Origin of the sequence: Bacillus sp. FJAT-27916, assembly GCF_001183965.1 — a bacterium.
Lineage (GTDB): Bacteria > Bacillota > Bacilli > Bacillales > Pradoshiaceae > Pradoshia.
The window spans coordinates 1,246,747-1,266,970 of sequence record NZ_LFZV01000001.1 but is presented as its reverse complement, the minus strand read 5'-3'; the positions used below and the strand labels follow the sequence as shown (position 1 = coordinate 1,266,970).

Annotated in this window: 20 protein-coding genes; 8 read left to right on the top strand and 12 right to left on the bottom strand. The window is 43.4% G+C overall.

The window, feature by feature from the left end; genetic code table 11:
- Nucleotides 1–117 precede the first annotated feature (117 nt).
- From AC622_RS06010 to AC622_RS06000, 3 genes are all read left to right on the top strand, one after another.
- Nucleotides 118–1,776 (top strand): glycosyl hydrolase family 28-related protein, encoded by a 1,659-nt coding sequence (locus tag AC622_RS06010; RefSeq protein ID WP_049670235.1) that lies wholly within the window; start codon nt 118–120, stop codon nt 1,774–1,776.
- Between the two features lie 66 nt (nt 1,777–1,842).
- Nucleotides 1,843–2,712, top strand: coding sequence for a hypothetical protein (locus AC622_RS06005; protein ID WP_049670234.1), 870 nt, complete (start codon nt 1,843–1,845; stop codon nt 2,710–2,712).
- Nucleotides 2,713–2,827: 115 nt separating this feature from the next.
- The gene (locus AC622_RS06000) at nt 2,828–3,040 is read left to right on the top strand and encodes a DUF378 domain-containing protein (RefSeq protein WP_049670233.1); all 213 of its coding nucleotides are present in this window, start codon (nt 2,828–2,830) and stop codon (nt 3,038–3,040) included.
- A gap of 28 nt (nt 3,041–3,068) precedes the next feature.
- Here the strand turns inward: AC622_RS06000 and AC622_RS05995 are convergent, their stop codons facing one another.
- Nucleotides 3,069–3,248 (bottom strand): hypothetical protein, encoded by a 180-nt coding sequence (locus AC622_RS05995; protein ID WP_049670232.1) that lies wholly within the window; start codon nt 3,246–3,248, stop codon nt 3,069–3,071.
- 298 nt (nt 3,249–3,546) lie between these two features.
- On the opposite strand from AC622_RS05995, the gene AC622_RS05990 reads away from it, so the two are divergent.
- The 3 genes from AC622_RS05990 to AC622_RS05980 are packed head-to-tail and all read left to right on the top strand — an operon-like array spanning nt 3,547 to nt 6,281.
- Nucleotides 3,547–4,860 (top strand): potassium transporter TrkG, encoded by a 1,314-nt coding sequence (locus AC622_RS05990; protein ID WP_049670231.1) that lies wholly within the window; start codon nt 3,547–3,549, stop codon nt 4,858–4,860.
- A 26-nt stretch (nt 4,861–4,886) separates the two neighbouring features.
- Nucleotides 4,887–5,540 (top strand): potassium channel family protein, encoded by a 654-nt coding sequence (locus AC622_RS05985; protein ID WP_049670230.1) that lies wholly within the window; start codon nt 4,887–4,889, stop codon nt 5,538–5,540.
- A 15-nt stretch (nt 5,541–5,555) separates the two neighbouring features.
- Nucleotides 5,556–6,281, top strand: coding sequence for an MOSC domain-containing protein (locus AC622_RS05980; protein WP_049670229.1), 726 nt, complete (start codon nt 5,556–5,558; stop codon nt 6,279–6,281).
- 171 nt (nt 6,282–6,452) lie between these two features.
- On the opposite strand, the gene AC622_RS05975 is transcribed toward AC622_RS05980, so the two are convergent.
- Both AC622_RS05975 and abc-f read right to left on the bottom strand, forming a co-directional pair.
- Nucleotides 6,453–7,019, bottom strand: coding sequence for a TetR/AcrR family transcriptional regulator (locus AC622_RS05975; protein WP_049670228.1), 567 nt, complete (start codon nt 7,017–7,019; stop codon nt 6,453–6,455).
- A gap of 283 nt (nt 7,020–7,302) precedes the next feature.
- Nucleotides 7,303–9,000 carry a ribosomal protection-like ABC-F family protein gene (abc-f, locus tag AC622_RS05970; protein ID WP_049670227.1) on the bottom strand — a complete coding sequence of 566 codons (1,698 nt, stop codon included), beginning with the start codon at nt 8,998–9,000 and terminating at the stop codon, nt 7,303–7,305.
- A gap of 469 nt (nt 9,001–9,469) precedes the next feature.
- On the opposite strand from abc-f, the gene AC622_RS05965 reads away from it, so the two are divergent.
- Nucleotides 9,470–10,669: a dicarboxylate/amino acid:cation symporter gene (locus tag AC622_RS05965; RefSeq protein WP_049670226.1), complete on the top strand. Its 1,200-nt coding sequence runs from the start codon at nt 9,470–9,472 to the stop codon at nt 10,667–10,669.
- Nucleotides 10,670–10,724: 55 nt separating this feature from the next.
- Here AC622_RS05965 and gndA read toward each other — a convergent pair whose 3' ends face one another.
- The 5 genes from gndA to mce form a co-directional block, all read right to left on the bottom strand.
- The gene (gene gndA / locus AC622_RS05960) at nt 10,725–12,134 is read right to left on the bottom strand and encodes an NADP-dependent phosphogluconate dehydrogenase (protein WP_049670225.1); all 1,410 of its coding nucleotides are present in this window, start codon (nt 12,132–12,134) and stop codon (nt 10,725–10,727) included.
- Between the two features lie 101 nt (nt 12,135–12,235).
- Nucleotides 12,236–13,498, bottom strand: coding sequence for a DNA polymerase IV (locus AC622_RS05955; protein ID WP_049670224.1), 1,263 nt, complete (start codon nt 13,496–13,498; stop codon nt 12,236–12,238).
- Nucleotides 13,499–13,586: 88 nt separating this feature from the next.
- Nucleotides 13,587–14,717 carry a M20/M25/M40 family metallo-hydrolase gene (locus tag AC622_RS05950; RefSeq protein WP_049670223.1) on the bottom strand — a complete coding sequence of 377 codons (1,131 nt, stop codon included), beginning with the start codon at nt 14,715–14,717 and terminating at the stop codon, nt 13,587–13,589.
- A 194-nt stretch (nt 14,718–14,911) separates the two neighbouring features.
- Entirely contained in the window at nt 14,912–16,459 is a 1,548-nt protein-coding gene (locus tag AC622_RS05940) for an acyl-CoA carboxylase subunit beta (protein WP_049670221.1), read from the bottom strand.
- Nucleotides 16,460–16,461: 2 nt separating this feature from the next.
- Nucleotides 16,462–16,875, bottom strand: a complete 414-nt coding sequence (mce, locus tag AC622_RS05935) for a methylmalonyl-CoA epimerase (RefSeq protein WP_049670220.1) — start codon at nt 16,873–16,875, stop codon at nt 16,462–16,464.
- A gap of 152 nt (nt 16,876–17,027) precedes the next feature.
- Here mce and prli42 point away from each other — a divergent pair, with 152 nt between their 5' ends.
- Nucleotides 17,028–17,123: a stressosome-associated protein Prli42 gene (gene prli42, locus AC622_RS20955; RefSeq protein WP_156185566.1), complete on the top strand. Its 96-nt coding sequence runs from the start codon at nt 17,028–17,030 to the stop codon at nt 17,121–17,123.
- 55 nt (nt 17,124–17,178) lie between these two features.
- On the opposite strand, the gene AC622_RS05930 is transcribed toward prli42, so the two are convergent.
- From AC622_RS05930 to AC622_RS05915, 4 genes are all read right to left on the bottom strand, one after another.
- On the bottom strand, nt 17,179–17,703 hold the full coding sequence (locus tag AC622_RS05930) for a L,D-transpeptidase (RefSeq protein ID WP_049670219.1): 525 nt from the start codon (nt 17,701–17,703) through the stop codon (nt 17,179–17,181).
- 48 nt (nt 17,704–17,751) lie between these two features.
- A complete protein-coding gene (locus AC622_RS05925) occupies nt 17,752–18,726 on the bottom strand; it encodes an aromatic acid exporter family protein (protein WP_049670218.1) in 975 nt (324 codons plus the stop codon).
- A gap of 79 nt (nt 18,727–18,805) precedes the next feature.
- On the bottom strand, nt 18,806–19,528 hold the full coding sequence (locus AC622_RS05920; protein ID WP_049670217.1) for an amino acid ABC transporter ATP-binding protein: 723 nt from the start codon (nt 19,526–19,528) through the stop codon (nt 18,806–18,808).
- Entirely contained in the window at nt 19,525–20,181 is a 657-nt protein-coding gene (locus AC622_RS05915; protein WP_049670216.1) for an amino acid ABC transporter permease, read from the bottom strand. Before AC622_RS05915 ends, AC622_RS05920 begins: the two co-directional genes overlap by 4 nt.
- Between the last annotated feature and the right edge of the window lie 43 nt (nt 20,182–20,224).

Genomic DNA, 20,224 nt, shown 5'->3' with positions numbered 1-20,224 from the left:
ATTCACTTACCCTTTACATTTGTGTTACGGTTTGCTTGTTTGCTTCAGGGGAATAAAATGAAGAAGAGAAAAGCAGGTAGACTATTTTGAAGTGTGTGAAAGAGAGGACGGGTTTTCATGCTTAGCTTATCGAGGAATCATGATCCGAAGAAGAATGAGCTTTTGTTATCGAAATGGCTTCCGAAGGGACGGACAATGGCTAATCTGGCGTCAGAAACGGAGCAGGTTTTAAAGGAGGCGATTCGCCAAAATGAACCGAAGCATTCGTTTCCTGCCATGACAAAGCGGTTCGCTTATTTTTTTCCGCGTCTTTTCTTGACGACAACAAAGGGGCCAGATTTAACTCATCCCCCTGCCCTTAAGGAAGGGACTCTTTATCCGCAGTGGAAGGATACGCTTGATGATGAGTATGAAGTTCTGAATCAAGCAATCAACAAGCAAGTGAATGTAGTTGATTATGGTGCTGTCGGCGACGGGGTGACGGATTGTACGAAGGCTTTTGCGGAGGCAGTTGGGCATGGACGAAGAATGGTGTTTGTCCCTGAAGGAACGTATATCGTCAAAGGCGTCAAACTCCCTTCCTTCACGTGCTTTGTCGGCGAGGGCAAGGGCAGGTCTATTCTGAAGCTATCAGATGATGCGGTTGTTTCAAGCACGCTTCTTAGAAATGCTAATCCTATTAGGGGTAATCACCATATTCTCGTGCAAGCTCTTACGCTTGATTGGAATTCAGGCCGGATTCCTGCCGGGCAGAGAACAAGTGCAGGGAATAATCGCTCCAGCTGCCTGACCTATGCGCATGTCACCTACGGCTGGGTAAAGGATGTGGAGGCTGTGAATGCCGGACTGCATGGGTTTGATCTTTCCTCCAGCTTTTATACATATCTCGGTGACGGTACATGGTCGCGCGGGGCAAGCCGATATATTTGGGTCGACCATGTAACAGGCTATGGCTTCGGGGATGACGGTGTGACAACCCATCACAGCAGCCATCTGCTGATTACGAACAGCCATATGTGCTTCCCGAGCGGCAGGGCCCATGCGGAGGGCTTTTCGAATTCAAACGGCTTTGAGATTGATGACGGGTCGAATGATGTATGGCTCATTCATAATTCCTCCAGCCATTGCTTCGGCGGCATCGAAATAAAAGCACATGCGACAGCTTCTGCTGCTAGCAACGTCCATATATACGGGCATTTGTCGGTCCATGATAATCGCTCCTTTAATTTCCGCCATATCGGCCATCATCTGCAAACCGACCCGGATTCTCTGTCAGCCTTTAACATCAGTGCGGTAAATCTCGTATCGATGGCACCTGTCTTTACAGACTTATACAAAGACTCAGCGCCCCGTTGCCTGGTTGTATCGGCTTATCAAAATGTCGTCATGAATCATTTTACGATGATTGGCGATTCTGAATACGATTACAAGGGTGAACCGATGGCCGCGATTCAATATAAATCGAGGTCGATTACGATCCGACATGCTTCTTCCCGACATTTCAAGACGGCTTCCGCCGACATAAAAATCTTCGGGGGGCCTCAGCATTCTGACCATATTCAGCTTGAAGGGCTAATCTTTACTGATTCAGCACCCATTGCCATCGACATTGGTCCTAAGGTTAAGAATATTACCGTTTCCTCTGTCACTGCAAGGAGAGAGAACGGTATGGCTGCCATTCAAGTGGCAGAGCCATCTGCCCGTTTAGCTAATATTGAAACAGCGGGCTATCAAACATCGATTAAATTTGCCGGAAAAACCAATCATCTGTCATAAAAGAGCATGTTGGCGCATACCTATTTAGTGGTTAATTTTGTTTCTATAACAAAGAGGTGACCGCTAGTGAACAAGATTCTAAAAGGTATGAGTCAGCTTGTCTTTTTTTGCAAAGAATTTCTGCCTCAAGTTTTATCGCTCATTTATTATTCTGGGATTTTCATCATCATCGGGTGGACCCTTGCCCAGTTGTTTTTCTTAGATCCTGCTCCACTCCAGGCTGACCCAGCCGTCCCTCCAACCTGGTGGACGGAGTATATCATCAAGCCGATTGTTTCATCACAGGTGAACCGGCTCCTATTCCAGGGATTCTTCTATCTATTGGTCTGGATTTCTTTGTTTATGATTATTCCTTTAACTACCCGCCAATTAAAGCGCTTCCGTTTATTCCAGATGGAGTTTGAGGTCGAGGATAAGGAAACAGCTGCTGTAGAGTTTATTGAGCTTCAAAGTGCAAAAGCTACGATCCTTTCTCATATGTATTCTGATATCTTTATCGGAAAGCTCTTCACATTCCTTGATGAGGAATCCATGGAAGTGGATTATGAGTCCGCTCTGGCCTATTTCCTTGAGGATTTAAAAATAAGCTACCACCGTCACTATCAGATTCCCTTCGAATTCATTACCTGTCAGTTCGACCAACTAAAAGGAGTCGAACGCAGCTATGCTGAGTTATCAAAGGAAACCGGTGAACCTGAGGTCGTTAATTGGGAGCGGCCGCTTGAAAAATTCAAAAAGAACCGCCTGATTTTCCATTTTCTTTATAAGGGCATAGAAAAAGTGACTATACTCTCAAGCCACTCAGCACAGTTCGATATCATTGATAAGCAGAACATCCTCTTCCTCCATTACGCTCTCATGTCACAATCCGAAAACATCGAATATGCCATGCAGCTTGAAAAAGAAGAATGGCCATTTTTGAAAACTCCCCTTTGATTACAATATAATTATACAAAACATATATTTTTTTTATACAAAAAGGTTTAACTATCTCGAATTAAGTGAATATACCAAATGATTACAAAATATTTAAGAAAAGGGGATAATCAAAATGAGTATTGTTCAAAAAATTGCACTTGTCTTAACTATTATTGGAGCGGTTAACTGGGGATTAGTCGGTTTCTTCCAATTTGATCTTGTTGCTGCCTTATTTGGAGGCCAAGACGCCATCCTTTCGCGCATTGTTTATGCATTAGTCGGAATTGCTGGTTTAATCAATATTGGACTATTGTTTGCACCTGCAAAAGAAACAAGAACTGCCTAATAAGTGAACAAACAGAAATGGCCCCTCCTTATGCGAGGGGTTTTGTTTTGTGAAAATGCGTGGAATGCCGCTTCAGCATCTCTTGCACGATTTGATTATTGGCGGCGAGCTCGCTTGGGTCCTTCACCCGAATTTTCTTCTCTGAGAACGGCTCTGCAAATCGTTCGCCTTTTTTATAACGGTCATATACTTCACGAATATGATCCATACATGATTCCCCTCCCTCAGTCCTCAGGTTATGTATATTCAAGAAATTCATTAAATTCCCCATCTATTTAACTATTAATCTCAGCTTTTTTTATATAAAAAATCATCTGTCAGGAAACGGTAAAGGTTGCTGACATTCACTATTTGAAATTGCTGAGTTTTGTGGTAAAGTTATGAATTGTTTGAAGTGATACTTGAAATGGATATCCACTAGGTATATCCACTCAAAATATGCTATGATATGTTATCGTTATAATAAAAATCATGACATTATTTTACTTAAGAATGGAGATTTTTTAATGCCGCAAAGCAAATCTTCTATCCACTCATTTAGGCAGATTTTCTTTTTGTACATAGGCTGTGTCATTATATTTGCTTGTCTATATCTGCTTCCTGTGTCAAAAACGGCTGATTTGGCTGTTATTGATTCATTATTCCTATCAACGAGCGCTTTAAGTGTGACAGGATTAACCCCTATTGATATTGGTACGGAATTAACAAGAGTGGGACAATCCATTTTAATGGTGGAGATGCAGCTTGGGGGAATCGGAATTGTTATCATCATCAGTTATCTATTCTTAGTAATGGATAAACGAATTACCGTCTCAAATATGCTTCTTTTATCAAAAGACCAGAATCATCATAAGCTGGGTTCCATTACAGCTTTGGGAGTTTCGGTCTTAATTATCGCATCGATTGTGGAGACGATTTGTTTTTTCATTCTTTTTGGCGAGATTCGGCCGCGCTTTGATGATTTCGGTGATGCTGTCTTCGTGACTGCTTTCCATTCTGTCGCAAGCTTTACCAATTCAGGATTCGATTTATTCGGAGATAGCCTTGTCTCATTCAAGCACAATAATTTGTTCCTGACCACAACGGCAATCACGATTTTCCTTGGCAGTCTTGGTTATCCAACCATGATGGAATACATCCTTTCCTTCAGAAAGAAGAAGACCTTGTTTACCCGGATCAATATCCGGATGCATCTTCTGCTGCTGTTTGCAGGAACCGTCCTTTATCTCTTGCTCGAATCAAAGAATATTCTGGAGGGATTTTCTTTCTGGGACAAGCTGACCAATGCATTTTTCTTTTCGGCAACTTCAAGAAATGGCGGTTTGACGACAATTGATGTGTCAGGGCTGACCATTACGACTGTTCTATGCCTGATGTTTCTTATGTTTATCGGGGGAGCATCATCAAGTACCGGGGGAGGAATCCGGCTGACAACGGCAGCCGTCTTAATCGCAAAGATTGGTGCCGTGGCTAAATCACGCAAAGAAGTGGTCATCATGCGCAAGACGATTACACAGGATACGATCGATAAATCATTTATGATTTTCTTTACCTTTATCACGCTCTTTTTCGTATCCACCATTTTGCTGACAACATGGCAGCCGCAGGAACTTGAGCCAATTATGTTTGAGGTTCTGTCTGCATTGACGAATACAGGGCTCTCATTTGGCATTACAAACGAATTGACAGGTGCATCGAAAACCATACTAATCTTGTTGATGATTATTGGCCGGATTGGTATTTTCAGTTTCATCTATACGATTTTTAAAGCAGAAAAATTTAAAGCTAGATACTTAAAAGAAGATTTAGCTGTGGGCTAATCTAAACAAAGAGGAGATACAAAATCATGAAGTCATATTTAGTCATTGGAGCCGGACGATTTGGAACTGGGATTGTCAAGGAGCTTCACAAACAGCACTGTGAAGTGGTTGTCAGTGACAAGGATGAACGAAACCTTGAGCTGCTTGATGAGTATTCAACACATGCCATCGTTGGGGACCTCCGCGAAGGCGATGTGCTCGATGAATTGAAGATTGATCAGTTCAACGCTGTATTCATTGCAATTGGTTCTGACGCTTATTCCGCGATTCTTATCACAAAAAAGGTCAAGGAACGAAAAGCGAAAAAAATCATAGCGAAGGCAAATAACCGGGAAATCGGGGAAATCCTGCAAAGCTTGGGCGCTGACCGTGTCATCCTTCCTGAAGAAGAGGCCGGTAGAAAGGTTGCCCGACAAGAAATGCTTACAGGTGTGATTGAATATATTGAGATTACGAAAGATATTTCCGCGATTGAAATGGAGGTTCCGGAATTGATGCATGGGAAGTCATTGAATGAAATGAACTTCTCAAGGAAGTTTGACATTACTGTATCCTTGGTGCTTCGCAATGGTGAACCTATTCTCTCACACTTTGCTGATTTGCAGCTCCAGCCTGGCGATGACTTTCTGCTCATTGGGTCGAATACAAGCATTGATAAATTCAAGAAAAAATATAAATAATTCGAGGTGAGTGTCTTGTTGGTTGGTCATGTAAAAGGACTAATGCGGCACCCGGTTAAATCATTTACGGGTGAGGAAGTGACGCAAACGAATGTCATGCCTTATGGATTATACGGGGACCGGAGTCATGCTTATCGTGATCTTTCCCGGATAGACAAATTTTTGACCATCACCCAGGCACCGCAAATGGCCTGCTACACAGCGTCCTTTCAAGGAGAAGATGATTTAGAGCGCTATCCGGCCATTGCAGTCCGAACACCAAATGGCGTTGAACTTGAATGGGATGACCCAATACTGCTAGAAGAACTGGAGACATTATCCAAAAGGCCAATCCAGCCTGTACAATACACTACTAATGAGGTTCCAATCGGACCGCTTGAGGAGGACCATTTACTCCTAGTCTCGGAAGCTTCCATTCAATCCTTATCTGAGGAATGGGGAAAAGCACTTGATTACAGACGCTTCCGGCCAAATATTCTTCTCTCGCTAACTGAACAGCAGCCATTTGGTGAGGAACAATGGATTGAGAAGACACTCTTAATTGGCGATACCGTGAGAATCTCCATCAATAAACCTTGCGAGCGCTGCATGATTATTACCGTTGATCCCGAAACCGGACTAAGAGATCCCTCTCTTTTAAAGCTTGTCGCTAATACTCGGAAGAATTATTTTGGTGTATATGCCTCGGTCATTGCAACCGGGCCGATTCATATAGGTGATGATATTCGCCTTTTATCATAAAAGAAGGAGTTTGAACGTTTATTTCTGTTCAAACTCCTTCTTTATTATCTGCTAAATATCAATGCTGCATATCCACTTGCTAAACAGGTCTGCTTGACTAGGTTTTTTTCATTTTTTAGGGTCCATGATGCAGGAAACCTGAAGCACAGCCAAATCACTCCTTAAGCCAGCTTAGTGCTGGTTTCTTAAGACAAATCCATTGATGATGAATGTATAAATGAGATTTCCTACCTCAGCCAGGAAGTAATCCAACTCTTGATCAAACCATTTCTTCAATAACCCTATGATTCCATGCATAAGGAAATAAACAGCACAAACGAATTGTTCAGGATTTCTTACATATCCTTCATATTTACTTTCTTTTGCATAGTAAATGAGTTTTCGGGACATTTTGTCGACAAGGACACTCTCATCATGCCTGACAAGGATTTTAAAAATTTTTTCATTATCCTGCATGTAGTTTATTAACCCCCTTAATGACCGTTCCGTGTCTTCCTTATGATATTGGTATCCTCGCTCCCTGAATAACCTAATAAATTCAGTCGCAAAATCCTCTAATACGGCCTCGTGCACCTCATATACATCCTTGAAATGCTGATAAAAGGTGCTTCTATTCACCCCAGCCAGATTGGCAATTTCTTTCACGGTTATTTTATTGATTGGTTTTTCATGAACAATGTCAGTAAATGCACGCTTGATCAAATGCCTTGTTTTAATTGTTCGTCTATCGATTTTCATCACTAATCTCCCGCTTATTTTTTACATTCATAGCCTATTCAACCTTTACCTTATCCATCGTCAAAGGGCCTTAGAACTTTTCGATTCTCCTAGCAGTAAAAACTGCTTCGAGTGGTGATCAATCATCACTACTCTTACTGAGTATGCCCCATTTTTGTTAGAACGAACTTCAAAAATTGAATGAGAGAAAGAGAGGAAATAATGGATGGAACCTGTATGGCTTAGAATGAATAATTGAATCGAAAAAGCCGGCTTTCGTTTATCCTTAAAAGCCGGCCTTTCTTTATCTTTTATTTTTCAGGAGGTCTTTCTTCTGGCTGGCAAGGGCATTGAACCTTTCATCAAGCTGTTCATATATCCCATCACCCGCTGTCCTTTCACTCAGCTTGCCGAGAAGAGCCGTCATTTCGGTTTCCATTACCATTAGCTGTTCCTCAAGCGAATCAGTCTTTTCTTCCATTATAACGTTATCTTCCAGCCGCTTAATTTGTTTATTCTCAATATGCAGGCGTTTATCACATATCTTATTTAAGAAAAAACGGTCATGAGATACGGCTATGACGGTTCCCTGGTAGGAGGCTAATGCGCTTTCAAGTCTCTCCCTGCTGATAAGGTCAAGATGATTAGTCGGTTCATCCAAAATCAATAGCTCATAGCCTTGAAGAAGCAGACAGGCAAGCTTCACTTTTGTCCGTTGACCGAGGGACAGAGCTTGCATCGGCTTGATTATGTCATCTCTGGACAAACCTAAATGGGTCAGAATCAGCTTTGCTCTTTGCTGCTCCTCTCTGTCATGTAAACCAATGACTTCGATTGCTGACTTGTCAGCCGGCAGATCACCGACATCCTGACTCATATATCCAAAGGATACACCAGGGCTCACCCATACTTCCCCGTCTGTCGCGTTTTCCTCCTGACAAAGGATGCGGAGCAAGGTTGTTTTGCCAGAACCATTACTCCCAGTCAATGCAAATCTCTCTCCTCGCTTCACGTAGAAATGGCTATTTTCGAACAAAACTTCTTCTCCATAATGCTTCTTTAATTTCTTCACCTCTATTATTCTCTTCCCATGCTTTCCAGCGTCCAAGAAGCGGAAATCAACTTGAGGCTCTTCCTCCGGTTTTTCGGCTTTATGCTTCCTCAGTTCTGATTCAAGACGTTTTCTTTTTGATTTGACTTGTATATCCATCTTCTTTGCCTTCACACGATGGTATTCTTTCGCCCCGATGGTTCCTCCCTGCTTGGTAGATTCTTTATGGGCCTTTTCAGACCAATTCTGCAATTGCTCCATTTGTGACTCAATTCGGCGGATGTCCTTCTGCTGATTCTCATAGGCAATTTGTTCAATACGTCTATTCTCCGCTTTCTGTGCATGATAGGCAGAATAATTGCCGTCGTAGGCTTTTGCTTCCCCTTTCTCCAATTCAAAGATTCTTGTAACTGTTTCGTCGAGAAAATAACGGTCGTGGGATATAATGACCACGGCACCAGGAAAGACCTGCAATTCCCCAATCAGCCATTCGATTCCCTCCTGGTCCAAATGGTTGGTCGGTTCATCTAGAATCAATAAATCAGGCGATGAGGCCCATACATGAGCAAGTGCGAGCTTGATTCTCTCTCCTCCGCTTAAATGTCCGAAATCCTCTTCATTCCATTTCTTGAGCTTTCGAAGTCCCATCAAGCTTGCAAAAGTGTAAAATCCTTTATCATGCCCCGCCTCTTCGATTGCTTTAAATGTTTTGCTGGAGTATTCAACCGACTGGCGTAAATAGCCGATGTTCAAATGATCTGATGATGATTCTATTACTCCCTCATCCGGTTCAAGCTCACCTGCCAAAATATTAGCTGCAGTAGTTTTTCCCGCTCCATTTATCCCTATAAGTCCAATCCGTTCCTTTATGCGGACATGCAGCTCCATTCCTGTCAGAACATCTTTATCTCCGTACGATTTTTTTATTCCTCTTAGACTGATGACATTCATCCAATCACCTCCATCATATTTCAGGCAGGGCTAACGCAAAACAAAAAGCCCTGGAACAGAAACCTGCCAGGGAGGAATGCGCCTATAAACCGGAATACAGGAAAGAACACCCCATGAATCAATCATGGAGACCTTCTGCCATTCCATATGTTAGAGGGTGAAAAGGGCGCACTAATCCAATTTTTCAGGTTTCTGTTTTAAATTTCAAACGACCTGTAAAATCAGATTAGAATTTCATTGTCCCAAATCAGTCCTTTTCAAATAAGTTACCAACAGTATAATCTTCCAATTTCCTCCTTGTCAATGGGCGTATAGCCAATATTCATTCCTTTGATTCCTGCCGCTTTCGGCACTCTTTTCAAAAAAAGACTAGGATTTTGTCATCAATTTGCGCAAAAGGGTTTCGATTCCTGGCTATTTCATGTATAATCCACACATAAAGAACAATTGTACGTTCGAGGAGGACATCATGAAACAATTTGGGATTTTACCGAAAATTATCGCTGCCATTTTCTTAGGAATTATGATTGGTCTTATTGCACCAGCCTGGCTGGTTCGCATATTCGCAACCTTTAATGGGTTATTCTCTACCTTTCTTGAATTCATCATTCCGTTCATTATTATTGGCTTCATCGCTTCGGGAATCGGAATGATGGGAAGAGGAGCTGGAAAAATGCTTGGCATTACAACCGGTCTTGCCTATGCTTCAACCATCCTTGCCGGAATATTTGCCTTCCTGGCTGCCAAGACATTGTATCCATCCCTTCTGCAAAACCAGGTATCCAAAAGCTTCACAAGCCCTGAGGAGGCCTTGCTGTCCCCTTATTTCACGATTGAAATGCCCGCTGTAATGGGTGTTATGACGGCCCTTTTAGTAGCCTTTACAATTGGACTCGGGATGGCATCTATTAAGGGTGATGCCCTGCTGAATGTGATGGAAGAGTTTAAAGAGATTGTCGTCAAAGTGATTAATGTAATCATCATCCCGCTTTTGCCACTTCATATATTCGGCATCTTCGCCAATATGACACAAGGCGGACAGATTGCTTCCATTATGAGTGTATTCGCAAAAGTGTTCGTCATGATTATCGCACTCCATCTCATTATGCTGGCATTCCAATATACGATGGCAGGCTCTGTCACAAAGAATAATCCATACCAGATGCTAAAAGGGATGCTGCCAGCTTATTTCACCGCCCTTGGAACACAGTCATCTGCTTCAACCATTCCGGTTACCCTGAAGTTCACGAAGAAAATGGGCGTGAACAAAAAAGTCGCTGATTTCACGGTGCCTCTATTAGCAACCATTCATCTATCTGGCAGTACGATTACATTAGTCAGTTGTGCGATGGCGGTCATGATGCTTCAAGGCATAGATACTGGATTTATGCAGATGCTTCCATTCATTTTGATGCTTGGCGTAACAATGATCGCGGCTCCCGGGGTTCCCGGCGGTGCGGTCATGGCGGCACTAGGTCTGCTGGAATCCATGCTTGGTTTCTCTGATAATATGCTTTCACTCATGATTGCCCTCTATCTCGCACAGGATAGCTTTGGGACTGCCTGCAACGTGACAGGCGACGGAGCGATATCGGCCCTTGCAGGTCGTTTCGCTCCTAAGGAGGACTCCTCCAAGCTTCAAATCGAACGAGAGGAACAGGTCATCTAATCAAAAAAAGCATTCAGAACATATTGTGTTCTGAATGCTTTTTTTCTTAGGTCTCTTATTCCATCCATTCTGTATGGAAGATACCTTCTTTATCCACACGCTCATACGTATGAGCACCAAAGTAGTCACGTTGTGCTTGCAATAGGTTTGCAGGCAATGTTTCTGCACGGTAGCTGTCATAGTATGAAAGGGCAGCGCTGAAGCATGGTACAGGAATACCTGCTTGGATTGCTGCGCCAATCACTTCACGAAGCGCATCCTGGTAGCTAGTCACGATTTCTTTGAAGTAATCGTCAAGAAGAAGGTTCTTCAGCTCAGGATTGCGGTCATAGGCATCCTTGATTTTTTGCAGGAATTGCGCACGGATGATACAGCCGCCGCGGAAGATCATCGCGATATCACCGTATTGAAGATCCCAGCCGAATTCATCAGATGCAGCTTTCATTTGAGCGAATCCTTGTGCATAAGAGCAAATTTTACTCATATAAAGGGCCTTGCGGATAGATTCGATGAATGCTTCTTTATCACCAGTAAATTCTTTCTGTGCAGGACCAGATAATACTTTAGAAGCAGCAACACGCTCATCCTTCAAGGCAGACAAGAAGCGTGCAAATACGGATTCTGTGATGATTGGAAGCGGAACACCAAGGTCAAGTGCACTTTGGCTTGTCCATTTTCCAGTACCTTTTTGGCCTGCTTTATCAAGAATGATGTCAACCATTGGCTTGCCTGTTTCTTCATCCTTTTTCGTAAAGATATCAGCTGTGATTTCAATTAGGTAGCTGTCTAGTTCACCTTTATTCCACTCAGAGAACACTTCATGTAATTCCTCAGCGTTAAGTCCAAGAATATGGCGGAGCAAGGAATAGGATTCAGAGATCAATTGCATGTCTCCATATTCGATTCCGTTATGGACCATTTTGACATAATGTCCTGCTCCATCCGGACCGATGTATGTGCAGCAATCATCTTCGCCGACTTTAGCAGAGATCGCCTTCAAGATAGGAGCAACAAGCTCATACGCTTCTTTTTGCCCGCCCGGCATGATGGAAGGACCTTTCAATGCTCCCTCTTCACCGCCGGAAACACCGGTACCGATGAAGTAGAAGCCTTGCTTGCTGAGCTCTTCATTACGGCGTTGTGTGTCTTTGTAGAATGTGTTGCCGCCGTCAATGATAATATCACCTTTATCAAGGTAAGGAGTTAATTGTGCAATTGTCGCATCTGTAGCGGCACCTGCTTTAACCATAATTAGTATTTTACGAGGTTTTTCTAGAGAATTGACGAATTCCTCAATTGAATATGTAGGCAGCACATTTTTGCCTTCCGCCTCTTTCATCATTGCGTCTGTCTTATCAGAAGAACGATTATAAACGGAAATGGAATACCCGCGGCTTTCTATATTAAATGCTAGGTTTTTGCCCATGACGGCTAGACCGATGACACCGATTTGTTGTTTTCCCATTGCTAACATTCCTTTCACTCATGGATTTCACTTGTATAAACCGTATTAACCTTAGCAATTTTACACCATTTGTGCAAGTTCTTAAACCATTATTTCAAAGGTCACTCCCCTTGCTTTGGACGATGCAAAAAATCCTTGCTGAAGCTCGTATTGCTAGCGGCATTGGAATCTTTGACTTCAATGCCTTTTTGAATGATTTGGCTTCCGAACTTCTTCGTAATGGCATCCATGGCAGACTCAAGCTTCACTTCCTTCACATCCTGTGTGTAGGAAAATAAATCGAGCTGCTTCATGGCCTCGTGGGCGTCGACGACTTCATTGGCAGTAACACCGAGCAGACGGACGGGATCGCCGCTCCAATGCTTCATGAACAATTCCTTCGCATGTGTGTACAAATCATCGCCTTTGACGATAGGGTTTACCAATGTTTTACCCCGAGTTACGGTTCTTCTATCCTTATAACGTATCATTATTTGAACTTTTGCCGCTAATAGCTCTTTTTTCTTGAGTCTTGCCCCGACTTTTTCACTCAAACGCTTCAGCACAGCAAATAATTCCTGCTGATTGGCAACATCTCTCGGAAGTGTTGTCGAGTTACCGACACTTTTGTAATCATAGATTGATTCGGGGTCTACCTCTCGGCGGTCTATCCCGTTTGCCCGTTCCTTCAGGCGGAGCCCATTGATGCCGAGGAGCTTCTCTAGTGCTCCTTCATAGGCATTTGCTAGGTCGCCGATGGTTTTGATTTGCAGTGTTGCCAGCTTTTCAGCTGTTTTCTCACCGACTCCATGCATTTCCCCGACCGGAAGAGGCCAAAGCTTGTCCTTTACTTCACGTTTGCGGAGGATGGTGATGCCCATCGGCTTCTTCATGTCAGAGGCAGTTTTGGCTAGGAATTTATTCGGTGCAATCCCAATGCTGCACGGAAGACCCATCGTCTCCATAATGCGCTCCTGAATCGTTTGTGCAATCTTGATGGGTGACTTTCCTTCACAATAATCCGTGATATCTAAATAGCCCTCATCAATGGATACCGGCTCCACTAATGGAGTAAATGTTCGAAGCAGTTCAAAGATCCCTTGGGAGGCTGAGCGGTAACGGTCAAAATTAGGTTCCATCACAATCAGTTTCGGGCAAAGCTTTTGCGCCTGCCAAATAGGCATGGTCGTCTTAACGCCAAACTTCCGTGCCTCGTAACTGCAGGTCACGATAATGCCTCTGCGCTCCTTTGCATTTCCCGCAATGGCCAGAGGCTTCCCTTTGAGTGCTGGGTCAAAGGCGATTTCGACCGAAGCATAAAAGCTATTCATATCTACGTGCAGAATAATGCGCCCTCCTCTTTTGGGCTGCCCTTTTACTGTCATGTCAATCACTCCCTACTCCATCTGCTATGAACTAGTATCATGGCAAAGAAGCCACCGGTATCCCCCGGTGGCCGATTTCCTTTATAGATTACTTCGTTGGAGCAGCTACTTCTTCAATGATGGCCAGGACCATTTCACCTAATTTATATAGTTCAGCAATTGGCATTTTTTCATTGGTTGTATGAATTTCTTCATAGCCTACTGCCAGGTTGACTGTCGGAATGCCATGTCCGGCAATGACGTTTGCGTCAGAACCGCCGCCGCTATGCTTTAATTCAGGTTCTCTTCCGATTTTTCGTGCAGCCTTCTTGGCTACTTCTACGACATGGTCACCGTCTCCATATTTGAAGCCAGGGTACATGACATCGATTTCCACCTCTGCTGTACCGCCCATCTCAGCTGCCACAGATTCAAACGCTTCCTTCATGAGAGCTGCTTGAGCTTCCATCTTCTCTGTAATTAATGAACGTGCTTCTGCCAAGATTTCAACATGGTCTACTACGATATTTGTTTGCTGATTACCGCCATCAAAACGACCGATATTCGCAGTTGTTTCTTCATCAATGCGGCCAAGCGGCATTTTTGCGATAGCTTTTGCAGCAATCGTGATTGCTGAAACGCCCTTTTCAGGAGCCACGCCTGCATGAGCTGTTTTCCCTTTAATCACCGCTTTAATTTTTGCTTGTGTCGGAGCAGCAACGATAATATTTCCTACCGCTTCATCGCTGTCTAGTGCAAAACCGTATGTAGCTTTAATAAGAGATGGATCTAGCGCCTTCGCACCTACAAGGCCGGATTCTTCTCCCACTGTAATAATGAATTGGATTGTTCCGTGCTTCAAGTCATTCTCTTTGATTACACGAAGTACCTCAAGCATGACTGAAAGACCAGTCTTATCATCCGCTCCAAGGATGGTTGTCCCATCAGTTACAACATAGCCATCCTTAATGCTTGGCTTAACGCCGACTCCTGGTGTTACGGTATCCATATGGGATGTGAAGTAAATGGTATCCGCACCCTCCACATTTCCAGGAAGTGTACAAATTAAGTTTCCAGCCCCAAAGCCTGTAGCTTCTTTGGCATTGTCTTCGTATACATCCAGGCCAAGCGCCGTGAATTTATCTTTTAATACTTTTGAGATTTGGCCTTCATTTTTTGTTTCAGAATCGATTTGGACTAATTCTAGGAATTCCTGCAATAATCTTTCTTCATTAATCATTCTATCTTCCTCCTAACCAGGAATAAGCTTTACCTTTTTAAGTATACCGATGTTTTTCTGATAAGAAAAGGGCGGAGCCCCCTGCTGCCCTAGACATATTTTGCCTATTAAGCGTAACAATTCTGAATAGATAGAACGTTTAAGCCCTTTCATGAAAAGAAGAGAAATCCGCAATGGATTTCTCTTCCTCTTTCTCATAATGGTATATTGCCATGCTTTTTCGCCGGGCGAACTTCCTTCTTCGTTCTTAGGATCTCTAGTGCCTGAGCAATTTTGAGCCTTGTCTCGCGCGGGTCGATGACATCGTCAACCATCCCTTGGCTGGCTGCCACATAAGGATTCGCAAACTTTTCCCGGTATTCCTCAATTTTTTGCTGACGGACCTTCTCTGGGTCTGGACTATTATTTATTTCTCTCGCAAAGATGATGTTAGCGGCACCCTGTGGTCCCATAACGGCTATTTCCGCATTTGGCCAAGCATATACTAGATCTGCCCCAATCGATTTGCTGTTGAGGGCGACATAAGCCCCTCCGTACGCTTTGCGCAGGATGACTGTCAGCTTTGGTACTGTTGCCTCTGAGTACGCATACAGAATCTTCGCACCATGTCGAATGATTCCCCCATGCTCCTGCTTAATTCCAGGGAAGAAGCCGGATACATCTTCAAAGGTGACAATCGGAATATTGAAGGAGTCACAAAAACGGATGAATCGTGCTGCCTTATCGGACGAATTAATATCAAGTCCCCCTGCCATGTTTTTAGGCTGGTTACAAACAAGGCCAATCGTTTCCCCGCGGAGGCGGGCTAAACCAATCACAATATTCTTCGCAAATCCCTCCTGGATCTCCATAAAGGATCCTTCATCCACTACCTCTCGCACAACCTTTCTAACATCATATGGTCGAACACCATCAAACGGCACGATATCACAGAGGTCCGGCCGGTCATCATCGTTATCATTCCAGTCTTTGCGAGGGGGAGATTGCTCGTTATTGAGAGGCAGATAAGACACAAGCTGTCTGACCATCAGCAAAGTCTCCTCTTCTGTTTTCCCTTCGAAATGAGCATTCCCGCTCACTGTATTATGAACCTTAGCTCCGCCGAGGTCCTCTGAGCTGATCTTCTCACCTGTAACGGTTTCAATTACCTTTGGTCCTGTAATGAACATCTGGCTTGTCTTATCAACCATGAAAACAAAATCCGTAATAGCCGGCGAATAGACGGCACCGCCCGCGCACGGCCCCATGATGACAGATATTTGCGGAACAACCCCCGAATAGATGACATTCCGATAGAAGACATGTCCATATCCATCAAGTGATGTGACACCTTCTTGAATTCTCGCCCCGCCTGAGTCATTCAGGCCGATAATCGGCGCACCGTTTTTCGCAGCCAAGTCCATAATATTGGAGATTTTCTTGGCATGCATCTCACCAAGAGCTCCTCCAAATACCGTGAAATCCTGTGAGAATATGTATACAGGCCTGCCATCAATTTTGCCGTACCCGGTTACTACACCATCTCCCGGCCCCTTTACCTGATCCAGCCCGAAATCTTTATTACGATGTTCAACAAATGCATATAGTTCTACAAAGCTATCCTCATCTACAAGAAGGTCAATCCGTTCCCTGGCCGTTAATTTTCCCTTATCATGCTGCTTCTCAATCTTCTCGAATCCACCGCCAAGCTCAATATCATTCCTTCTGTCATACAGCTCCGTGATCTTCTCGTAAATATCCACCCTTATTCCTCCCGTTTCGGTTTCTCACATAATTCAACCAAAACCCTATGTACTGACTTAGGATGTATGAATGCCACTTCTGTATGATGTGCACCAGGCCTCGGTTCTTCATCAATCAACTGTAATCCTTTTTCTTTCAGTTCAGCAATTCTATCTTTAATACTCGTAACTTCAAGAGCAATATGGTGAATGCCCTCCCCTTTTGTTTCGATAAACTTCGCAATTGGGCTTGTCTCATCAAGAGGTTCTAGCAGCTCAATCCGGGTATTTCCTGCCGATAGGAAGGCAACCCTTACCTTTTGACCTTGAACAATTTCTTCCCCTTCGTGAATCATTCCAAGTACATCCTCATAAATAGGAAGCGCTTTCGAAATTGATTTCACGGCAACGCCTATATGATCAATTCCCCTATGCATACTCATCCTCCCTTTTTTTGCCTATTTAAATAATAGAACATTCGTAAAATTCTATAAAGACATATAGCTTGAATGAGCAGAAATTTTTTTCACTTGAGGAGGAATGCGAAACATAGTAGTATCGAAATAAGAGCAAATAAGGAGTGGAATTCATGTCTAATAAGCGTACCCGAAAAGTCATTGTCTATTTAATGATCATCTCTATGGTGGTTGTTACCTTGCTATCAGGGATTTCCGCTTTTCTATAATCGGTCGTATTAGAAAACACCAGCTTTCTCATAGCTGGTGTTTTTTTATCTTTTATCAAGGCTTTGCCGCTTTACTGACGGCACCATATTTAATGGCAAAGATAAGCGGGTCCTCATCTCCTGAGTATATGTATACCTTTGTGGCGAGTGGAGCATGGGTGAATAATCGTTCGGCATCTTCATTTTTCATGCGTATGCAGCCATTTGAAATATGTTTGCCGATGGAGTCTTCTCTATTGGTTCCGTGGATTCCATACACCCGCCCATTTGTCTCTCGTGCATCAATGCCCATCCATCTTGAGCCTAATGGATTGCGCGGACTATTTGCGGGTATCCGCTTAGCGGAATATTCAGGGTCCGTAAATTTCGTCACAATCGTAAATAGTCCTTCAGGGGTATCGCCTGCTTCTTTTCCTGTCGCTACCGAGAAACGCATCAGTTCCTGTTCATCCTCATAATAATACAATTCATTTTCCTGTTTATTAATAATGATGAACGGATCGCCAGGAAGCGGATTCGGTCCAAGGGGCCAGAGCGGCGAGATGATTTGCAAAACAAAAACGAGTGAGAGCCAGTTCATAGGGAATCCCCTTTTTCACATAGTATCTGACCTTCTCACCCGTCTTATTCAGCCTCTTCTCACTCTCGTATAGGGCAATGGTTTGACCGTGCTCTTGATAATGAGGTAATCCTTCAGTTCCTTTCCCAATTGGAAAAGAGCCGCACGGCGTTCAAATTCATCAAAATTCGCCGGAATATCCTTTTTCTTCAATTCATCCAGCAGATCTTCAAGCTGTTTGATATGTTCTTCTGTCGTATTCCTGTGATGAACATTATCACTCAAATGTCCAATGAATTCACCCATTTCACGACTGCCCTCATGCTCGGATAAATCCATTTTCCCTGCGAGCGGAAGAATACGCTTCAAGATGCCAAGCTGTCTTTCCCTGAGCTTGAAGTAATGATAATAGGAATCCTCGCTTCCGGTAATATGATTCTCTAAATCAACGGCAGCATAAAAGACCGCTTTTTTGATGGCGTTATCTGCCTCAATAATTTCCTTTCCTGTCCAGATGCTATTACCTGTCACTAAGTATTCACTCAGTTCCTTTAATATAATCCTGTATAAGTCCTCAATCTTTTCTTTATACGAAATGATTTCGCGGTCCATGCTTGGCATATAGAAGTTCACAAGAAAAGCAACGCTGATTCCGATGACGACAAGGCAGAACTCATTAAACAAAGTCGCCATGGTAATCGAGGTTGAAGCATATAGATGAAGGATTATGACGGAGCTCGTCACGATACCGCCGGACACCTTCAACGCGACAGTTGTCGGGATAAATAATAGGAGCATTAACCCGATGACGGGCGGTGTATATCCAAGCCACTCAAAGAATAAATAGGAATAGGCCATCGCAATCAAACAGGCTGCAAAACGGTCTCCAGCTGCCCTGAGCGATTTCTTTTTCGTACGCTGGATACACAAAATAGTAATGATTCCAGCCGAAGCAAAGCTTTGCAGACCGATCAATTGTGCAAGATAAATGGCCATTGGTGTCCCAATTGCCGTTTTGATCGTTCGATAGCCAATTTTGAACATGTATGTATCACCCCGATAAGTAATGTACCCAAAAAAAGACATTCTGAATATCAGAATATCTTTCTTTAGAATATGCTATTTACAATACTTTCTGCAAGAACTCTTTTGCGCGCTGGGATGATGGTGCTGTAAAGAAAAGCTCAGGAGCGCTGTCCTCCACAATAACTCCCCCATCAAGGAAGAGGACTCTGTCAGCCACTTCTTTCGCAAAGCCCATTTCATGCGTTACAATGGCCATCGTCATCCCTGAATTTGCCAAGGATTTCATAACCTCAAGAACCTCTTTGACCATTTCAGGGTCAAGAGCAGAGGTTGGCTCATCAAACAGCATAATCTCCGGCTTCATTGCAAGCGCACGCGCAATGGCGACACGCTGCTTTTGTCCGCCTGAAAGCTGTCCTGGATACTCATTTGCTTTTTCTGCCATTCCAACCTTGGTGAGAATATCCATCGCTTCCTTCTTAGCCTCATCCTTTTTCATCTTCTTCACCTTCATAGGTGCGTATGTGACATTTTCAAGAACGGTCTTATGCGGGAAAAGGTTAAAATGCTGGAACACCATTCCAACATTTTGGCGCATTGCAAGGACATTCGTCTTAGGAGCGGTAATTTCTTCTCCCTTAATCCAAATGGCTCCGCCAGTCGGAGTTTCCATTAAGTTGAGACAGCGAAGGAATGTTGATTTTCCGGAACCGGAAGGGCCAATAACAGCAATTACTTCCCCTTCCTTGATTTCTGTCGTAATTCCTTTTAACACTTCTAGTTTGCCGAAGCTTTTTTGTAGATTCTCTACTTTAATCATGAATGCTGCAACCTCTTTTCAACCATTTTTCCAATAAACGTGAGAATCATGACGAGGACATAATAGATGAGACCCGCAAACAAGAGCGGTTCTAAATATTGGAATGTCTCTCCCCCGACCTGATAGGCCCTTCTCATAATATCCATGACACCGATTGTTGTCACGATTGCTGATTCCTTCGTTAACGTAATAAATTCATTCATCAAGGCCGGAAGGATGTTTTTATATGCCTGCGGCAGGATGATGTTCGCCATCATACTTGTATAAGGAACGCCCAGCGCCATCGCTGCTTCCTTTTGTCCTTTATCAACGGCCAAGATCCCGCCGCGGATAATTTCTGAAATATAAGCTCCTGAATTCAAGGAAAAAGATAGCACAGCGGCCCAATATCCTTCAATCTGAAACCCGAATAATTGTGGTGATGCAAAGTATATAATCATCAATTGAAGGACAAGTGGTGTACCGCGGAATATACTTGTATAGAAATCAGCCAGCCAGATCAGGGCTTTAAGCTTAGAGATTTTACACAGAGCAAGCAAGGTTCCTAGAATAAAACCAAAAACAGCTGCAAGTGCTGCGATTTGAAGGGTGATTTTCACCCCTTCCAAAATATAAGGCATCGATGGGATAATTCCCGTAAAATCTAAATTCATAATAGGTTCTCCTTCTTCATGATTCATCTATCGTGTCATAGGT